The sequence below is a fragment of the Verrucomicrobiales bacterium genome (assembly GCA_016793885.1).
In the GTDB taxonomy this organism is placed as follows: Bacteria; Verrucomicrobiota; Verrucomicrobiia; order Limisphaerales; family UBA11320; genus UBA11320.
Window position 1 is genome coordinate 39,791 of the sequence record JAEUHE010000092.1, and the last position, 18,553, is coordinate 58,343.

Annotated in this window: 9 protein-coding genes; 2 read left to right on the forward strand and 7 right to left on the reverse strand. The window is 58.9% G+C overall.

Annotation, left to right across the window (positions count from 1 at the left end):
- Positions 1 to 19: 19 nt before the first annotated feature.
- From JNN07_10750 to JNN07_10760, 3 genes are read right to left on the reverse strand one after another with little or no spacing between them, the layout of a single operon-like run.
- The gene (locus JNN07_10750) at positions 20 to 3,688 is read right to left on the reverse strand and encodes a PKD domain-containing protein (GenBank protein MBL9168209.1); all 3,669 of its coding nucleotides are present in this window, start codon (positions 3,686 to 3,688) and stop codon (positions 20 to 22) included.
- Between the two features lie 32 nt (positions 3,689 to 3,720).
- Complete coding sequence (locus tag JNN07_10755; GenBank protein ID MBL9168210.1) at positions 3,721 to 4,632, reverse strand: hypothetical protein; 912 nt, start codon at positions 4,630 to 4,632, stop codon at positions 3,721 to 3,723.
- Positions 4,633 to 4,683: 51 nt separating this feature from the next.
- Positions 4,684 to 12,060: a hypothetical protein gene (locus JNN07_10760; protein MBL9168211.1), complete on the reverse strand. Its 7,377-nt coding sequence runs from the start codon at positions 12,058 to 12,060 to the stop codon at positions 4,684 to 4,686.
- 333 nt (positions 12,061 to 12,393) lie between these two features.
- Here JNN07_10760 and JNN07_10765 point away from each other — a divergent pair, with 333 nt between their 5' ends.
- Positions 12,394 to 14,145 (forward strand): CHASE domain-containing protein, encoded by a 1,752-nt coding sequence (locus JNN07_10765; protein ID MBL9168212.1) that lies wholly within the window; start codon positions 12,394 to 12,396, stop codon positions 14,143 to 14,145.
- Between the two features lie 39 nt (positions 14,146 to 14,184).
- On the forward strand, positions 14,185 to 14,850 hold the full coding sequence (locus tag JNN07_10770) for a response regulator transcription factor (protein MBL9168213.1): 666 nt from the start codon (positions 14,185 to 14,187) through the stop codon (positions 14,848 to 14,850).
- Positions 14,851 to 14,854: 4 nt separating this feature from the next.
- On the opposite strand, the gene JNN07_10775 is transcribed toward JNN07_10770, so the two are convergent.
- From JNN07_10775 to JNN07_10790, 4 genes are read right to left on the reverse strand one after another with little or no spacing between them, the layout of a single operon-like run.
- Positions 14,855 to 15,886 (reverse strand): hypothetical protein, encoded by a 1,032-nt coding sequence (locus tag JNN07_10775; GenBank protein ID MBL9168214.1) that lies wholly within the window; start codon positions 15,884 to 15,886, stop codon positions 14,855 to 14,857.
- Between the two features lies 1 nt (position 15,887).
- Positions 15,888 to 17,192 carry a Gfo/Idh/MocA family oxidoreductase gene (locus JNN07_10780; protein MBL9168215.1) on the reverse strand — a complete coding sequence of 435 codons (1,305 nt, stop codon included), beginning with the start codon at positions 17,190 to 17,192 and terminating at the stop codon, positions 15,888 to 15,890.
- An 18-nt stretch (positions 17,193 to 17,210) separates the two neighbouring features.
- Positions 17,211 to 17,972: a Crp/Fnr family transcriptional regulator gene (locus tag JNN07_10785; protein ID MBL9168216.1), complete on the reverse strand. Its 762-nt coding sequence runs from the start codon at positions 17,970 to 17,972 to the stop codon at positions 17,211 to 17,213.
- An 8-nt stretch (positions 17,973 to 17,980) separates the two neighbouring features.
- Positions 17,981 to 18,226, reverse strand: coding sequence for a DUF2249 domain-containing protein (locus JNN07_10790; protein MBL9168217.1), 246 nt, complete (start codon positions 18,224 to 18,226; stop codon positions 17,981 to 17,983).
- Positions 18,227 to 18,553 lie beyond the last annotated feature (327 nt).

An 18,553-nucleotide genomic window follows, 5' to 3' on the forward strand; every position in this document is an offset into this window, starting at 1 on the left:
CAGGTTTCATAGGAAGTCCTTATTCCGAAGTCAGCACGCCCAATCGGAGTTGGAAGTAAAGGTTGCCTGTATCCGCAGAAGGGGAACTCAGCAGAGGCGCATCAAAGGGATTGTCAGGTTGACTGCGACGCGCCTTGGCCACTTTCACCGAGGAGGCAGTAACCGTGGCCGGCACGAACAGCGCACCGAGTGAGCAGGCGATGCGGTAGTGCGTGACCTCGTTGTTCTTGGCAAGATCCCCGAGCAGGGTCACCCCTGTGTGCGGATGATACGAATCATCGTCCCGGGCAAAAGTGAAGTCCACGCCGTCGCGGGCCTGGTACAGCTGAGTGGAGTAGTTCAGATTCGGAGCCACCGCACTGTTTCCCCAGACAATTAGCCCATTCTCTGAGTCCTGAAGATACTCGGGCGAGCCGTCAACGGTCCGGGTATTGCTCCAGAGGGAGGCCAGGTGATTGTAGTTGAAGTCCTCATCTTTGAACCCCTGTTCGTTGCGATTCACCGAGCCAGGAAACCCCGGCGAGGCCAACGGCACAAATCCATCCGAAGCGAACAGCCCCGTGGTGTTGGCCGGGCCGACCTGCGGCGCCAGATCGATGTCCATCGAAGCAGCGTAGGCATGTTGCAGCGGCATCGCTGAGACGTAAGCGGCCCCGAACTCGTTCGTTTCTCCAACCACGAAACTGCTCTGTGGTGCCAAATCGCTCACATACCGATCCGCTCCCGTGATCGGATCGAGGCCCACCTTGCTGGCCGGTATCACGCCCGCCCAAGAAGCGAAGGATTGAAACACATAGGCGGAATAACCCGACGCCGCAGTCTGAGCAGGCAATCCGGAGCTCGCTCCACCGAGGTCCGAAGGTTTCGCAGGGGCATTCCCGGGACTGGGCAATGCCACGATCCACCGCTGATCGAGCGGGGATGGAGCATCAGGAGGCGAAAAGAGACGAGCCAGATAGGCACCCGGTTTGGGGTAGACATGCGATGCGGAAGCTCCCGTCGCGCCGCTGCCATCGCCAAACTCCCAGCGCGCTTCTCCCGTCAAGTTGAGGCCAAAGAAGTCCACCGTCGATCCCGCGGTCGCCTGAGAAGGGCCCGCCGCCATGGAGGGCGGAGCGGTCGCATCCGGACGCAACTGCAGTTCGAACGGCACCGTGGTCGTGCCTGCCGGGAAGCCCGCCACGCCTGCCGGTGCGGCCGGGGCTCCAGCCAAGGGATTAAATCGCGCCAACAAACGCTGCTCCCGGGCAGTGAAGGCCAGGCCCGGCTGCACAAAGAACGGCCGAGTGTAATCGATGGACAGCCCCGGCTGCGAAGGATCCGAAGCGATGAACCCCGGCCGATAGGCCGTGAAGTTCAAGGGAAGCAAGGGAAGCCGCGCAATTTTGAAGGCACCGTCGGCTCCAGACGGTGAAGAATAGGCGCTGAACGGCAGCCCATTCAAAGCCACCGTTGCACCTGACACTGGAACTTCCCCATTCCGCACCACGCCATAGACGTCAGCCACCGGCTGTCCCTCCAACCGCAGGGTCCAGCTCTGAAGGGTAACAGTCTGGTTTCCGCGGTTGCTGAGGGCCAACTCCCAAAACTTGCCATTCGGCCCGTCGGTGCGTGTGCTGCCCACCGACTTGACGAATGTCAACAAATCGCCGGTGGTAGGACGATCCAGCGGGAAGGTGACCGCCTCGAGCAGTTTCGGGTTGATCCCCGTCGCGGACAGCGATTCATCATACAGCACCAACTCACGGGCCGTCGGATTGGCCGGCGAACGCAAAACCAGGCGCAGCGAGGCATGCGGCAGGGGCGCCGAAAATTGCAGGGTAACGAGCAGATTCTGCAGTTCGAGATCCGTGTCGAATCGCAGATTCGAGATGCGGGTGGCTCCCGCAGGCACCGCCAAGGCGGCGCTGCTCCTCTTGGAAACCACCGGCTCGACGCCGGTGTCGGAGGCCACTGATCGACGGGCCGTGAAGGGTCGGGCGGACTGACGCTCCAAATGAAAGTTGCCGAGCAACACCAGCGGTTCTTTCGACATGCCGTGGATGATTTCCGAGTAGCGGCCCTCGAGCACATAGCCATCCGTTGGATTCCCCTTCACGAGGGATCCCTCGAAGGTGACGGAGCGCTGGATGGGAAACGGAAACGGGTTGACCACATCCAGACGACCGTTGTTGTTCCAATCAATGTCCACTCCGGCGGCCGAGTCGACTTCGCTGAAAGCGTCATACGGCTCTCCGTTCTGATCCCCCGGCGGCAGCACATAGCTGCCGCTGAGCACAAAGCGGTTGCCTGCATTTGCTACCCGATATCCTATCAAAGGCACATCGACCGGCCACAGCAGGGCCACCGAACTGTCGATCACTCCCCGGAGTAACCCTTCCACCTTGTTGTCTTCGTAAAAGCTAACCAGCAGATCGACATCGGGAACCTTGTTGCGCTTGCCGCTGACGGTGTCGATGACGGCATACCCCTTGAAGTCACCCTCCAACCCGGGAACCTCGGCCACCACCTGATACTCTCGATCCCCAACGCTGGTCCTTAACACCAATCGACCACGGTGAACCCCTCGCCCGAGGTTACGGCGATCCAACCGCAGATAAACGGTGTCATTTTCCAGAGTGGTCACCCCACGCACCAACGTGTGCGAGTCCAACAACTGGCCCTGATCCCCGCGCGGCTCAGGCTCGGAGGGAGAAGTGAATAATCGGATCCAGGGCTCCGCTGTCGCAGGATCCGTCGTCGGAATCCACTCCGCTGACCAGATCAAAATACCGCCTCCCCCGCCCTGAGCATCCCCCACATTGGAAATGCCTACCGTTTGAACATCCTCACCCGGAAAGAAACGGAGGGTATCCTGCTCGTCAATGGAGGCGGGGCGAACCCGGCCAGACACATTCAAATCCTCCTTTGACGGAAAGTTGTCCAGGGGCTCGGCGTCGATATCCGGTCGCACGGTGGTGACCAGCCGGGGACGCAAGACCGCAGGATCCGTCACGTGGATCCAGTAACCGCGGCCGGCATCCTTGAGTAGATCAAACTTGGGAAAGGGAAGATCGGGCGGCAGTCCGGCCAGCACATTGGTCTTGAGCTGTTCGGGAGTGCCCTGGGGGCGGAACATCTTTCGGAAGCTCTGGTTTTCCCAGGTGAGCAAGGCGTCGTAATCCAGTCCCGCGGCGGTCAGCACAGCGAGCAGACTCACCGGCTCGGCATTGCTGACGCCCGTGCTCCCGAGTGGCACGCCGAAGAGGTTCCACCCAGGCTGGAAGTTAAGCGATGGAAACACCGGTCCCTGCGGCAAGGTTCCATTGACCCGCCACGCGGGAACACTCTGATTGGCGAAGACCCAGTAGGCGCGCCCAGGTTCGATGGGCGGCAGGGCGACCAGGGTATTGGCGGTGCTATCGTTGGCCTGTTGGGCCGTGGTGCCAGCGGGCTTGATATAGCGCAGCCACAACCCGGACGCTGCATCGTAGGTCCAGGCTGCCTGAAATCCAGCCAATGTGCCGAACACCGCCTCGGGCGAGGGATCGGTCGGCGTGACCTGAAACGTGATCAGGTTCCACTGCGACGCGATGCTGAAAGTCTGGGTTTCCGCTTGGGCGCTATCGATCGCGACAGCCAGGGCACTCAGCGCGAGGCCCAGACGGACCGGACGGGAGACCCAACGATGGAGGATGCAGGTTGACATGGAAAAATCGGGTTACGGTGCCGGGGACAAGCTCATGGAACCAGGCGGACGCGATAGAATCGGCCCGGTTCCGCAGCATCACGGGCTACATTCGCTTGCGCAGTCCCTCCGGTGCCGGGGACCACCGCGCCCACCTCCCTAAACGGCCCTTCGGCCTGAGTGGCTCCCTCCAGCTTGTATTTCTTACCCGTAGCGCTCTGCCACTGAACATTCACCTGCAACTGTCCGGCTACCGGTGAGATGGTGAGGATCTTTAGCACCGAGTCTTTGTCCTTGGGATCGGTGCCAGCGAGATATTCCGATTCATTGTTAAAACCGTCACCGTCTGGATCGAGGCCCTTGCCCGCCCGAGGATCATTGAGGCTGCCAAAGAAACCAGCTGCCCAAGCATCGTAAGGATCGGCTGGGGGAAGGATCGACAGATCCACCCGAATCACCCGGCCGCGCACGCCGGCGTTGAATCCCGAGATAGGCACCGCGTTGCCGGTGGTGTTGAGACCATCGACGGCACGGACGCTCGCTAAAACGCCGTTGATCGTAGGGGTCAGTGAATAAACCGGAGGATTGCCTGACTTCAGCTCGAACGAACTGGGCCCGCCTGTCGACGCCGGATCACTGAGGCTCACTGGTCCGATCGTACGCGTGTCGAACGGCACTTCGAGCACATAGAACGACTGCCCACCTTGGTTCACGATCCGTACTGCCGGCCGTGAAGCAGTATCGAACACAGCCGTACGCGTGCCGTCCGACACCGACCAACTCGCACTGGTAATGGCAAGCCCCTGCGATGGATTTTGAACATTCACCACCGTGCCCCAGATCACCAGACCGGGTTCGGGGACGCCGGGGGGGGCGGGTTGGGATACTGCCGTCACAGCAGAGAGCCAGCTGAGCACGAAAATAACCAGGGAAGTCGCCCGAAGTGTTTGGGTCTCATTGATCATAACATGGAGCGTTCAAAGCCACTGAATGTCGAAAAGGTAAGCATGTCGTCACTAGTGCACAGGTGAAGGAGGAGGGGGCTGGGAAAGGGTTGTTTTGACTTTAAACAAAAGCTCACCCTGTCCTTGCAAGATGATGCGACAGACTCCCAATGGAGGTCCGATTGGGAAGGTGGCTTTGGCAACTCCTGAGACTCTACCAACGCAGGAAACCTCAGTAGACTGGCCAATTACCGATTTTATTTGGCAGTTGATGTCGCCTCCCGCGCGAACTCGGAATTTACCAACGTTCAAAAGTTTGAAATCCTTGCCGTAGGAGAGGTTCCCGGTAGCTGTGGTAGTTCCATCCCCGGAAACCTTGAAATCGCCTGCTCCTGCAGCTTTTCCTGCCTTGGGTGAAGTGAAGCTACTGTTTAGGAGGTCGACAGCCCCTTCTGCTTTGGTTTCGTTGTAACAGGCTTTAAGAAATTCCTTATTGAACTTACCACCAAGCGCCGAAGCCCCTACGTTGGCGCAGGTTTCATGTCCGTCCAAAGAGCTGTAACTATGACTCACCGTGGCGTGAGTCTCAGCGAGCGAGGGATAGCCGCATTGCAAGGTAAGTGAAACAGTCCCAGAACCTGCGAATCCCTGGTCCGAAACCGGTGGCGTGGACTCTCTCTGCTGTGGGGCTTTCGCTTCATTCATTCCCGACGGGTCGCAGAACATCAGTGGGTTATTCCCGCAGTAGGCATAAGGGTTGAGGCGATCCGGCACCATCAAACGTTGACCGGGATTCGAAAACGCAATCACGTCGACGCGACAAAACCTGCCAACGGCCCCGCTGAGGTAGCGGGTTTCAAAGTAGTTCAGCCCACTCTCCTCATCCCTCTCCTTCTGAGTGAACTGATAAGGATCCTTCAGCGACCGCGGGTTAAACTCATGGCGCGGCAGACCGAACGCATAGTAGGAAGTCTCACTGACGAGTTGTCCGTCAGCATCCGAGATCACTGCGGAGCTACCCAGATGGTCCTGATGGTAGTAGCGCACCTGGAGTGCCGCTGTGTCGCTCGCGAGCAAGCGGCCGGATCCTCCCCGGGTCCAGAAAGCCTGACCGGGCAAGATCACCTCCGGATCCGACTTTCCAACCAGCGCCTGCAACTCCAGATTCCCAAACCGATGCCGCCATCGTTGATGCCCCGGCTCATACCTCGCGATCCACAATCCAGGCTGCGAATCAGCGCTCAGGCGAATCGGCTCGTTGAGGGGATTCCCCAGGAACTGGCTCCCTCCTGTCAGCGGAGCCAGATCGAGCATAGCAGAAGCTCCCCGAAGCAGCACCACTGTTTCCTGGCGCGCATAAATCCAGGCGGTGACTCCAGCGGGAACCGTGGTCGTCGGTTTGATCTCCACCCAACCGGTGTCACCCACCACCTGAGATCCGTAGCCCGACCCCCCCACATCCGCATTCTGTTCTCGCGACAACTGGGGGAACTGACCGCCCACCGTCAAAAAAACATGATTCCATCCCGGCGTAAGACGCACCCGTTGAATGCGCTGCTGCCCCGAGAACTGAGCCGTCACCCGCGCTACGCGAGTGTCCCCCTGCCAAACGTACTTAACGAGGGATTCCCCTTCCCGAACCTCAAAATAGCGGTTCACATAGGCCACCGAAGTCACCACTCCCGCCGGGTCACTCGGATACACCGTCTTGGAGATCCGGCGATCCGTGTAATCGTAGGTGTACACCGCTCGCAGGGTGGCGCTCCGCACTTCAATCAGCCGATCTTTAAAATCCCAGCGATTGGTTAACCCCTCCATTTCGACCACGTTCCCGTTGGCATCGTAGCGGAAAGCCCGCGGAGCAATTCCGGGACGCAAGCTCTCAATCAATGTGAGCGCATGCGGTCCCGGCGGATCGTCGGCCTTGCGTCCAAGGCGATGGAACCGTCCTGCTGATCCACCCGATTCCATCCGCCCCAGGTCCACCAAAGGCCGTCCGTCGCTGACGTCCAGGATGGTGCTAGTCTGCGACACCATGTTCCCAATCCGGTCGTAGCGATACACGGCTTGATTGGTTGAGGCACCGCTGGTCAACCCCGGATATCGAGCGGAGGTCAGCCGATAGAGATTGTCATAGCCGAAGATCTGAGTGTTGAACCGCTGCACGGCTTGCGCCTGGTTCTGCAGGGAACGCCGATCAGCAATCTGCTCGATGTTGGAGACTCCATCAAACTGATACTCCAGATCGATCAGTGCCGCGCCCTGCGCGTTGGTCGTCTGCAGCCGTGTGAGGCGCAACCGAGGATCATAGGCATAGTGAGTCTGCGCCTGATTTCCATAGATGACGGCGTCCAGCTGTCCCGAAGGACGATAGCGAATGGAGCGCACCACATCCCCGAGCAACGCTGCATGCACGCGAGTGAGCTGACTGCGTGGATTGTAGCCGTGCTGGATCTCATCTCCGTCGGGATACGTCAGGCGCTGCAGCCGATCCATACTGTCAAAAGCGAAGTGGGTCCGATAGCTGAACAACCCTCCGGTCACCAGGTCCGGAATCCGCTTCACCTCCCAGACCATCCGGCCCCGGGCGTCGTAGGAAAAATGCGTCTCGCCGGATAGATCCTTGACTGAGGCCAGCTGCCCTTTCGGGTTTTCCGCCTGGCCTCGGGTGCCATCCCCCAGATCCAGATTGGGTACCACGTCGTCATAGATATACTCCACATCAACCCCGCGCGGATTGCCGTCCTGATAATCCTCCGTGCGAATCCGATTGGCTCCGTCATAGGTATACCGGATGATCTGACCTTTGGCATCGGCCGACTCCTTCAAATTGGAGGCGTCGTCGTAGCGGAATGACATCACACCACGATCGGGATCGTTGAGAGTGATCAACCGCTTCAACCCATCATACTGCATGGTCTTGACGTTGCCTTGGCTGTCCTCAATACGGGTCAGTTGATCGTTGAGATCGTGGTCATAGCGCGTCCTCCAGCTGGTCAGGGTTCCGGGATCACCCAAATCCGTCAACCGGACCTGCTCGTCGACGCCAGTCAGCCGACCTAACCCGTCCCGGTGTTGCGCATAAGGCGTGCCCTGATGGACGGAGCCGATCCGCGTATCTTCCGAGTCGAACAACCAGGTCTCGAACGGTAGATGCTGGGTCAACGAAAACATCCGCGGACCGCCCCACGATTCGGGAACCAGCACGGTCTGGATCTCCCGGCCGAGCGGATCACTCCGGATCTCCGATGCCAAGATCTCCGGCTGATGCGAATCCGATAGAGGCGGCCGACCGGATGGCCAGATCTGAGTGAATTGCGGAACCTCGGGACTCCCGATCTCAAACGGTTGCCAAAGCCCCTTGACCCCAAAGCGCAGATTGTAACTGCTCGCTTCCTTGACAATCCAGCGCCCCTCCGTCTCCGACTCCTCGATGCTCGCCAGCTTTTTACCACATCCATCGGAGAACCGGGCGGTGACAAACTCCCCCACTTCCCCAGACCGCTCCCGTTGCCGCGTCGTCACGCGGCTCATCGAGCCAAGCGGTACCAAACGCAGCGAGAGGTTGCCGACGGCGTCATACTCATACGCCCGGCCCCGCACCGGATCGGCGGGTTGATATTCGAAAGCCGAAGTCGGCAGGGCATCGGTATCCCCCGGCTGCACAATCTTCACCAACCGCCCAAAGCTGTCGTAATGATACCGGGTCAGGTGCCCGTTGAAATTGGTCGCCAGCGTGACCACTCCAAAACCAAGATCGTAGGTGACGCTGGCCACCAGCGGAGGACGAGCCGGATCCACCACAATCTCCTCGCGAACGGGATACGTCTTCATCACCGCATCCCACTCCACCCGACGCACATTGCCGTTGGGATCCAACGACTCGACAATGTTTCCCCAGGCGTCAAAACGTGCGCGCGTGGCCTGAATCGAATCCTGAGTGGTCGTGAATTGCACCGTTCGATGCGGCAGCGCTCGGGACTGGATGATTCCCCGCAACCCCACCGCAGGGTCGCCATCGTAATAGTGAATTTGGCGACTCACAAACACGCCGGCCTCATCCGTGACCTCCACTGCGTCCGGACGATCGATCACCCACAACGTCAGGGCGTTTCCACCCAGCGCATAAGTCGTCGTGGTCACCCGCTCATCATCCACCTCCTCATCGAGGCGTCCCCAATCCTTGATCAGACGCTCGTTTCCGTAATTGTCATAGTCGAAAGTCCTTCGCGTGATGCGAGCGGCGCGGACGGGATATCCGAAATCGACTGACAGCAGCCCGTTGGCTTCATACCGTTCCACCCACTGGTCCCGCGCGTATGCAAATGAGACGCTCCTTCCGTTCTGCGGCATCGTCGATATTCCCTCGGCCGCAAATCGTCCGGCAGGCCGCGCTGTTGCCGGTTGGACGCGATAGTCCTCCAGCAGGCCATCCCCGTTTTGATCCGCGAAGTAGGACAAGGGCTCCTCTGGACGATACAATCGGCGTATCACCCAATCAGAAATGGAGCGGGTGTAGACATACCGAGAAGGAGTCAACTGCCGTTGAGCTGCCGTATCGCTCGCCACCACGGCAGCCTCCCCGCCAGCATCGAATCCTCCGTCGGGCCCCCCGTGCAACACCACCGGATCCACCTTCTCCTCGACCAGCAGTATCCCTTTGAGCGCCTCCTCTTCGCGCCCCCCCACCTCAGTGAACTCGTCGGTGAAGGTCGCGATGGGAACCTCGTCGCCATAGTCATCATTGTCTCGTTGATCAGCCGCTCCCGTGTGAAATCGAAATCGCGTCACGAGCGAGGGCCCGCTCACCTGCCCCGTCGGAGTCTTGCCTCGATTCCATCCCTCGCTGACCTGCATCAGTCCGGTGGCTGGTTCAAAAAGAAAGTCATCCCCATAGTCGACCCGCTGGGCGAAGGAAAATCCCCGGAACTCACGCTCGTAACCGTCGTAGTAAGGATCTCGGTAGCTGAACTCTGCCACAGCGGTGTCTTCGCCTCCGTCCCCATTCAAGTCCTGGCCGCATTGTACTCGGATTTGACGAACCACCTGGAGGGCGATCGGCGCCACTGTTCTCCAAGGGTGTCCAGAGACACGAGCGCGTAAAGCGTCTTCTGCCGCTGAGCCATAAACGATCGTCGTCCGCTTCCCCAGGGAGTTGTCGATCCCCCTCAGGAGGCTGGGCTTCCCTTCCGGAAGGAGGTCCAAGTAATACCAGTTGGGCGCGCCGGGATTGACGAACAGCAGGTCGACGGATCCGTTTCCATTGAGATCAGCCGTCCGGAGCACCGTCGGCCCATCAACATCCCTGGGTTGATAAGGCGGAAGCCCCGCCCTCTCGTAGATGGGCGACCATTGTTGTCCGGCGATGTTCACGCGGAGCTGAAGTAGGGTCTGAGCGCCGCTGCCATCCAGTATCAGCACGTCCGCAAGCCCGTCCCCGGTAAAGTCTTCGATAAGAACATCGCGCAGGTCAGCACTGGGAACAAGAAAGCTGTCACCTAAAGCCGGTGCCATCGATCGCTCATCGGCGTACCGCCCCAATCCGCAGAGCGGCCAGTAACTCACTCGAATCCTCACGCTACCCCCGTCCTGCTCGGGTGCCAGGCACACTAGATCGAGAAGCCGATCTCCGTTCATGTCAACCAACTGAACACAGGGATTAGGTTTGCCGTCCGGCCCATCAAAGGTATTGGCCAAAGGATAAGAAGGCGGCAGCGTAGACAGCCCCTCGAGCCAGGCACCCGTTCGAGAGCGATAGAATGTGTTCACCCTCATACCGCCCAAGCCAGGCTCGAGGTTCACGAAGTCTCCACGTTTGTCGAAGTTGGCGTCCATCTGCCGAGTTCGTGCCTCGCTAAAATTGACGTACGACGGCGGTGCGATGAATGGAGTAGAATCTAACTCCTGCAGACTGAAGCCCAGCCGCTCCGGATCCACTCCATCGAGGTGAGCTCGATTCAAGAAGGTCTCCAGCCGTTTGTTGGCACCGTCCGGCACTAGGTTAGAAAGATCCACCAACCCCTTTCCTTTGGGATCATGGACTACGGATTCCGGCTGCGCCAGGTCGACCGGTGAGATCCCGAGCACTTGTCGGGCTGGAGCGAACTGCAGTTGCGGCCCGGCCGCCGCTTGCATCTCACCAAGATTCAGCGCGACAGATTGCGATACCCCCGCACCCGTTTGCAGGGTGGCGAAGAGATCCGGCAACCCATCCCCGTTAAGGTCCGCCAGCTGCACACTGCCACGCGGGTCCGCGAGATCCAGCTGAGGCACCGACACCAGCGATCGTTGGTCGGCCTGCTGCAGACTCAGTCCCGAATACGAAAACAGCAGCGGTGGCAGCATGTTGGAGTCACCTCCTGACCGGTCCAACTGAGTCACGCGCTTCAACAGACTGACGCCCAGATCCAGCATATCGGCCTGCGCGTTAGACTGCTCCTGGGTGAGATCGCCTTCAGCATACGCATACGCAAAGGTATAGGCACGGACGAGTTGCCCTAGGGTACGCACCTCTATCCGACGCAATCGCTTCTCGAGTCGAGCGGAAAACGCCGGACGGTAATCGTCAAAACCATCAACTCGATCTTCGTAGAAAAACAAGACTTCATGCCCTACCTCCGTTAAACGGTTGTACACCACTCGTGAGGGATACAGCACACCCACGCCGGGGAGATACTCATACTCGATCATATTGCCATGCAGATCAGCCGTGGTATCGAGCATCCAGCAATAAGTGCGATCGAAAGCGGACAAGGCAGCCTTTTCCGGATTTTCAACCAAGCTCCAGCGCGACGCCTGGCCGCGATAGCGTCCAAAGGTATGTCGAATGCCATTTCGCTCCGTCATTTCCCAGGCATCCGCATTCCCGTCCTGATCGGAATCGATCTGCCGGAATCTCTGAAAGCCTCTCTCGTTCTCGCAGCGCCAGTCCCTTCCGGCATTGTTCAACGGAACCAATTCTTCTCCCTGATATAGGAACGTGTCCGCGTCGGAGTAGTCGGGAAAACCTTTGTCCGTCTGCCGCTTGATGCAACCAAACTCGAGTCCCCATCCCAAGCCGGCCAACCCATTGCCCGCATTGGAATCGTAGTTTAAACGGATGGAGGGCTGCAGCCCAGCACGCCCGGGCGGAAGAGCAATACTCACCCCATACGTCGCACTGCCAGTGTTGAGCTGCGGTTCAAAGGACTCACCCAAGCCTTCGATCGACCCAGCACCGCTGGGGAGTGAGATGACATTGGGCTTAACTCCGCTCTTGTCGGGAACGGCGGAATGTAAGCCAAGCTGCCCTAGGCATAGCCATGTGAAGCAGAACCAAACCGGGATCCGCAGGAGGGATGCAGCATCTTGACCACAGATGAAACTCGCGCGGCCAGGCGGATTGAGGAAGAAGCCAGTTCCTCGCACGCGCGCATGAGCCCAGCTTCCTGGTTTGAATTTACACTTCATGACAAGACGCCACACCATACTATCAACCAGCCGTGCCCGTGTTCCCACGCGGCTGCAAAGTCTCCACCCCACCAACCGGCATGAGGAGTCGACGACAGACGAATCCTGCATACCGAAATCCTGAAACCTCATTGTCCGCCACGCTCCCGAATGCAATCTGGCACGGCGCGACGGAACGTGGTCAGAGCAGACTTAGTCTGAGATAAATTCACGAATCTGCCTCACCGACACCATGAGTTGATATCAGGATCATACTCGCTGAACAATAGAGGCATATACCCCTAAGCATTTGCGATCGACGCTCTCGCGAGAATGGGGCATAGATCTCGCGTCATGGGCTCCCGAATAACCAACTCGCTGCGCCTTTATGCCAAGGCAGCCCTTGTTCTCTTGGGAGGTTTGGTGGTTTCCACGCTCTTAGCATGGCAGCTACGGCAGAAGGCAGAGAAACTGGACGAGGAGAGATTCAAACTGGAATCCCATGTCACGCTGCAGCTCCTGGAGACCACCATGGAACGCTATGAGGAACGGCTTGCTCGATTGGCCGACCATTGCGCGCTCTTCGAGGAGCTTCCCCTGGAAGTCTGGTCGTTTCGCAGCGATAGGATCACCGACTTTAACTACAACCTGCCCTCGATTCTGCAAGCCGTGTTTTGCCCCAGGATCAAGCCGGCGAACTTTAAGACGCATGCCGAGCGTGCACGGACGTTGAAAAAGGGTGCCTACGAATTCGATCCAGAACGGCGTCCGAATCGAAAACTAGCGTTGCCAGTGGAATTCCAGTACACTCGAGCCGGAGTCGTAAAAGTCCCACTGGGTACCGACATGGCATACACCACAAACTGGCACCCTTCCCTAGAGTCTGCTCTCGGCCAGCCCGCGGGGTGGGTCAGTTCGAAACCGGTTCAGCTGGCTCGCACCAATGGAACTTTCGAAAACGGCTTCTGGTTTGTCATACCGACTTATAAATCTCATCAAGACCTCGCTCGACCGAGCCGGTTGAGGTACACCGACCCAGCCGCCGAACTGAACCGAACCAGGAGTCTGTACAGATCGGCGGCCACCGGCTTGCTGGCGGTTTTTATCTCCACTGATCGGATGATCGATAAGTCTTACAATCTACACAGCGTTTCGAATCGGATTCACGTCCGTCTCTATGCGAGCAAGACCCCCGAACCGGAAAGTCTTTTGAACCCCGCCTCAAATCCTCCGCACAATCCCCGGCACCGACAACTTAAGGTCATCCCGTGGTATACGCGTCGATGGTGTCTGGAAACGGCGAGCACCCCGCTGTTCGAGGCGGAATCCCCCCGAAGCCTGGCTGCCATGGCTTTGCTGGCAGGATGTAGCATTAGCTTCATCACCTCGGCACTGATCGGCTTGTCGATCCGTGGCAACCTTCGCCAACAGCGCATGACGCAGGAAATCACTGAGGCGCGCGACACCATCGCCGCGGTGGAAAGGGATCGAGAGCGGCTAGGGCACGACCTGCACGATGGCGCGATACAGTCCCTCTACGCCATCCAGCTGGGATTGAGTCGCACTGCCGAAGACGTCGGCACCACGATGCCTCCGGCCGCAACAACCCTCGCCGCGACTCGGGAGCGATTGGATGAGGTCATCGCTGATCTTCGACGCTTTATCCACGAGCCCGCACCAGCCGAGTCTCCCGCCGCGCCGCTGCAAGTCGACCACGTCCTCAGCTCTATGGTTCAGTGGCTTAAACCAACCACCGGCGCCACCCTGAGTTTTAACAGCCGATCAGAGATTTCGAAGCGGGTCACTACCGCACAGGCAGTGACGCTCACGCAAATCTGCCGAACCGCCCTGGCCAACGCGCTACGCCATTCCCAAGCCGAGAACATCCAGGTTCGCTTGGATGGGACCCCGCAGGCCATCCAGCTGTGGATCGAGGACGACGGGGTTGGGTTCAACCCGGAGGACTTCCAAACAGTCGGCATCGGATTGCGCACGATGCGCAAACGGGTTCTCGAAATGCACGGCACCCTGGTGATCACCTCTCAACTCGGCCAAGGAACGCGCATCGCCGTGACTCTGCCGCTTCTTCCTACCCAAGCCGGTTAATCAACACTGCCAATGCCATTCAGCCGCAGACACGACCTCATGACTAGATCGCCGTTCATCCGCGTTTTCGTGGTAGACGATCACCCGCTCCTTCGAACGGGCCTCCACACCGTAGAGGAACTCTCGGCTGACATCCGCATTATTGGGGAAGCTGGGACGGCGAGCGACGCGATCGCAGCGATCGCGCAATGCCGGCCCGATGTGGTCCTGCTGGATATTCGGCTGGGCAAGGACAGCGGCACCACGCTGTGTCGACAGATCAAGACGGTCTCTCCCACCACCCGCGTGATCATGCTGACCTCCTACCTCAATGAGCATCTCATCCTCTCCGCCCTCGAAGCGGGAGCCGATGGGTATTTACTCAAAGAAAACGACTCTAAGCGGCTGGTGAGCGCCATCCAGGAGGCACACCGGGGAGAGGCAGTGTTTGATCCGGAGGTGACGCGCAGACTCGCAGAAAGAGATGCGAAAGCTAGGGATGGTCGGGGTTCTGCTCTCGATCAATTGTCAGCTCAGGAGCGCCGTCTGCTAGCTGAAGTAGCGCGAGGCAAAACGGACAAAGAGGCGGCCGCCGCGCTCGGGCTTTCGCCTAAAACGGTCCGAAACTACCTGGACCGCATTTTCAGTAAACTCGGCGTCCATACCCGCACCGAGGCGGCTACCACGTTCATCAAATCTCAGGATGAGCTGCAGAACTGGGGTTGATGCCTCAAGGTGGAGAAACTGAGGCCGGGAGAGGGACCCCGAGCACGCGATAGAATCCGCCGACGGCATCAGGGCGAGGGTCGGACAGGCTTTGAAGTTCATCGCTACCATCCACCAGCGAGCCGATCGGTTGCCACCGGATTAAATCAGCGCTGCGCTCCAGCTGAAAGGCCCAGTGCGCGCGACCTGGAAAGCTGACCGTCCAAAGTCCATCTTTCACCTCGCCCTGGATAGCAAACAGAAACGGATCGGGGAGCTCGATGACGATGTTGTCCACGCGCGCCTGCGCATAAATGGATCCCGGGTAGTTGGGGTCCTGTCCAACCCCGCTGTAGCTGCTCAACGCAAAGGCGTCGACACGAAAATCTCCAAACTGAGGGCTCATCAGCAACTCCTTAATCGGCCCAACCGAAACCCCATCGCGCGTCATCAGGATCCGCACCGACTGCAAGGCCGCCGTGTAGATCAGATCGATGCGGTAGAGCGCTTGGGGTTGCAATTCGAGATCGATCGTAAAGGCCGACTCGAAGTGGCCATTGGTAGCCACCAAGGCCGAAGCAATAGTAGCCCCGAAGCCGGTGTCGGGAAAATAATCCCACTCCACGAGATTGGGTGAATCCGTCCCATTCCCGCGAATAAAGCCTTCCGAAGAAGCTTCGGCCAGGTTCAAAAAACCGAACGCCATCTCAAAAGGCCCTGGCATCTCGGGATCACTCCCCGCCACGATGCTTAAGGGCGTCAAATCCAGGCTGACGCGAAAATCGTCCTGCCGCGTCAAAGTCCCGCCCAGTGGCAGGGCAAAGTAACTGTTGGACCGCGATGAGTCCCACGTTGCGAGCAGCGATCCAGTCTCAGACTCCCATTCGAAAAGACTGAGATCGCCCACTCGAACCCACCCCCGGGTTATCGGATCGGTCTCGAACGACTCCAAGACGGTCCGGCCCTGCAAGCCCATCGAACAGTAGCCGCACAGCAGGAGAATGAGCAACGGGCTCAGACTCCCGCCCCAGCTGATGGGTTGGCAACGTCGCTCCACTTTAGAGTTTCCAGCCTTTCCTATACTGGTGTTGGATGAACTCCTCCGCCTCGGGACATCCCTTCGCCTTCAGCCGTTTGGAATCCCATACCAGCTTCTTGCCCGTTCGGAACGCAACATTTCCCAGCAGCACCGCTTCGGTCAACGCCCCGCTGTAGTCGAAACTACAAGTGGTAGTGCCGCCGTTCTTGCACGCGTTGATCCACTCCTGATGGTGTCCCACCGAATTCGGAATCGACGGTTGCGGACGTTGGAAATCCTTAAAATCAGCCTGTGGCAGCAGGAGGTTCTTGTCATAATCCGCCAACAACATGCGCCCATTCTCGCCTACAAACAGGCAGCCATTGCCCCACTTGGGCAGCTTGCCTTCCGCAAACTGCGGGGGACGCTTGTCGCCGTGATACCAGGTGAGCGTTACCGGAGGCTGGGTGCCACGGGCGGGATACTGATACCGAACGATGAGATAATGCGGGGCGCTCTCCGGATGCGGCTTCGGCCCGTCGATCACCTCAACGGTTTCGGGCGTACGCAACTCCAACGACCAGTGCGCCAAATCAATGTGGTGGCAGCCCAAATCCGCCAGCGTGCCACCTCCAAACGACCACCAGTGACGCCAATGGAACGGGATATACTCCGGATTGTAAGGCGGCCGATAGGCGACCGGCCCCAGCCACTCCTCATAGTGAATATGCGCCGGCACCGGCGGGTTGACCTTCGGACGTTCCTTATTTCCGAATCCTCCCCCCACCCACACATGAACCTCCCGAACGGCCCCGATCGCACCGCTCTGCACGAGTTCCACCACCCGACGGTAGTTGGATCCGGCGTGAATCTGGGTCCCCATCTGGGTTACCACACCCTGACGACGGGCCAGGTCGCGCACCGCGCGACACTCGGAGATCGTGCGAGTCAGCGGCTTCTCGCAATAGACATGGCGTCCGCTGCGAATCGTCATCGCCGTCGCCACCGCGTGGGTGTGGTCAGGTGTGGCCACCAGCACGGCGTCCACTTCCTTGAGATCCAACGCCCGGCGGAAATCGGTGAACGTCTTCGCGCTGGGAAATTTCTGGGAGGCGGCCGCGAGCAACTTGTCATCCACATCCACCAGCGCGACGATGTTCTCTTTGGCGATCTGATTCAGATTCCACCCCGCCTGATTCGCGGTGCCGATCATCGCGATGTTCAAACGTTCATTCGGCGAAGGACGGCGCACCGAGGCCGCGCCCGCGAGGCTGACGTAACTGAGCCCGGCCGCGGCAAGCGCGCTTTGACGGAGAAAATGTCGACGTGTGAGTGATGAGTTCATGAGTAGTAAGTGTGCCGATTATCCCCTTTGGACGGCGGCTGGCAAGTGAGTTTGGACTTCCAGCTCACCTAAATGCTGGCGCAGCAAGCTTTGAAGAGCGGCTGGATCCAACAACGTGATGGATCGCCCCTTGACCTGAATCAGGTTCTGATCCCGAAACTTGGCCAATGTTCGAGAAAAGGTTTCACTGACCGTCCCCAACTCAGCAGCGAGAACACGCTTGGTGGTTTTCAGTTCGATGGTGAGCGGATGGGTTGAGAGGGGTCGCGGACATCGCTTGAGCAACCAGTTTGCCAACCGGGTCTCAACGTCCTTCAAGGTCAGATCCTCCAACTGCGACACCAGAACCCTGAGGTGCGCGCTCATCGCCCCCAGCATGCGCAACGCCAGTTCCGGTTGCCGACGCAACAGCCCAAGGAAGGCAGGCTTCTGAACCAACAGAACTTCGGAGTTTTCGACGGCCCGCGCATCCGCCGGGTATCCCTTATCCGTAGCAAGGGTGGCCTCCGCAAAGGACTCTCCGGCTCGAAACACATGAATCACTTGCTCCTTCCCGGCTGCGTTCACCCGGTGAACATTGACCGCCCCGGTCTGAACAATATAGAAGCCATGAGAAATCTCCCCTTCATGGAACAGATAATCCCCCTTAACCAACTTCTTGAGCACCACCATGGAGGCAATGGTCTGCAAGTCCATCACGGGCAAGCCGGCAAAGAGCTGGCAGGATCGCAGGGCGTTGGTGATCGCGATCTCTCGTAAAGGGATCGGGGATTGAGCCATAGATGCAGTTAAGCCACTTCAGCCCAGAAGTAAACGATCCAATCAGTCCCCGTGCCGCGTTCGAGCCGGGACTGAAACCCCTGGGATTTCATCAGCTCAATGAGCGGACTGGGCAGGAAGGGGGCAACCACGATCAAACCATGCCCCGCAGGTAACGCCGCCACTCGCTCCCGGATAAGCCCAAGGGGCTCCTCGCCGCGGGCAAGAAGAGGACGGACATCCAACCGCTTAAACTGACTCAAAGGAGGCATCATAATGCTGCTTGCTTAATCCCGTTATCATCCAGCTCCACCCGAAGCCATAGGGCAACTGCCACTGCAAGGGTCCTTGATCTGAGTCAAAGTCTCCCCGACTCCGTCGGGGGGGTAAGCTGTAGAGGGCTCTCATCTTTACCTCCAAAAATGCCCACTAGACAAGCTGGGCGATGCCAGCGTTTCACGCTTTGCCGGCAGGGCCCGAACCCGCCGGGTTCAAAGAGATCTAGCCGGGGGTGCTCGCACCCCCGGAACTGTTAAAAGTACGGAGCATCGCGCAGCGATGCCACCGGCTTCGGAGATTTGCATCACCCGACTCAAGGAACC